The organism is Oscillatoria sp. HE19RPO, assembly GCF_024220515.1.
Taxonomy (GTDB): Bacteria; Cyanobacteriota; Cyanobacteriia; order Cyanobacteriales; family Laspinemataceae; genus Laspinema.
In genome coordinates this window covers 1-1,250 of the sequence record NZ_JAMXOT010000350.1, presented here as the reverse complement: position 1 = coordinate 1,250, position 1,250 = coordinate 1, and the positions used below count along the sequence as shown (strand labels likewise).

Annotated in this window: 2 protein-coding genes; one reads left to right on the top strand and one right to left on the bottom strand. The window is 43.8% G+C overall.

Translation table 11 applies throughout. From position 1 onward, the window contains the following. Positions 1-125: endo-1,4-beta-xylanase (locus tag NG833_RS31085; protein ID WP_375293959.1), on the bottom strand; the 125-nt coding region annotated here is incomplete at its 3' end. Between the two features lie 82 nt (positions 126-207). Here NG833_RS31085 and NG833_RS26175 point away from each other — a divergent pair. After that, positions 208-1,085 (top strand): IS630 family transposase gene (locus NG833_RS26175; RefSeq protein ID WP_254568211.1). Its coding sequence is split into 2 segments (ribosomal slippage): positions 208-537 and positions 540-1,085, totalling 876 coding nucleotides; the frame shifts between segments, so codons are not numbered across the junction. The last annotated feature ends 165 nt before the right edge of the window (positions 1,086-1,250 follow it).

The following is a 1,250-nucleotide window of genomic DNA, read 5'->3' as shown; positions in this document are numbered from 1 at the left end:
CCTAAATGATAGCTCAAAATAGTTTCTCTTAAATATCCTTTGTCGTCAAAAGCTTCCCCACAAACATCCCAATCAATGATTTCTGGATAGCGCTGCATCGTTTCAAAGATGTAACTTTTCAGCATTCGCGAAAATTGATATAGCAGTCGCCAGTCCAGTTAGGACGTAAAATAAAAGGAGTTGCCAAAATTTGAGATAAATCTATCCATATCTAATTCTTACAGCTACGACTTACGGAGAAAGGTCATAGAGGCCATTGAGCTCAACGGGATGAAGAAGAGTGAAGCCAGTGAAGTCTTTGGAATCAGCCGTAATACGATTAATCTGTGGCTCAAGCGTAAAGAAGAAACTGGAGACTTCCATGCTAAGACATACAGTCGAACGGGCCATAGTCATAGCATAACGGACTGGGATAAGTTTCGAGCTTTTGTTGAAGAAAATGCTGAATTGACCCAAGCTCAGATGGCTGAAGTATGGGACGGTGAAATTAGTGAAAGAACGATCAGTAGGGCGCTCCAAAAAATTGGCTTCACCCGTAAAAAAAAACTTATGGATACCGAGAGCGTTCGGATGAAAAACGGGCAGAGTTTGCTCTGAAGCTGGCCTCGGTCAAACCCTCCGATATTGTCTATGCTGATGAAGCTGGTATGGATAGCCGCGACAATTACAGCTATGGCTATAGTCTCCAGGGAGAACGGCTATATGGTCTCAAGTCAGGACGACGACAGGGGCGAGTTAATATGATTGCGGCTTTGTGTAATGGAGAATTATTTGCTCCTTTTACGGTAGAAGGGGCTTGTAATCGAAACGTATTTGAACTGTGGCTCTCAAACTGTCTCATCCCCAATTTGAAACCGGGGCAGATTTTGATAATTGATAATGCCAGCTTTCATAAAGGGGGACGTATTGAACAGATGGTAAAGGAAGCTGGATGTGAAGTTTGGTATCTGCCCCCCTATTCTCCAGACCTCAATAAAATTGAGCGCTGTTGGTCTTGGCTAAAAAGCCGCATTCGGCACCAACTCAAAGATTTTGATACCTTACGAGAGGCTATAGAAAATGTCCTTCACTTAGCTTGCGCCTAATGTCCTAATTGGACTGGCGATTGCTATAGAAACTATGCGTCACCTAAATTTTAGAATTGATGAAACCGGGGAACTCCGGTCATTGGACGGATTTAACAAAGACAAGGTTTTGACCCGCGCTCTAGTTGGGGACTCCAGCGCTACCCTCAAATTCCCCGAGACTCA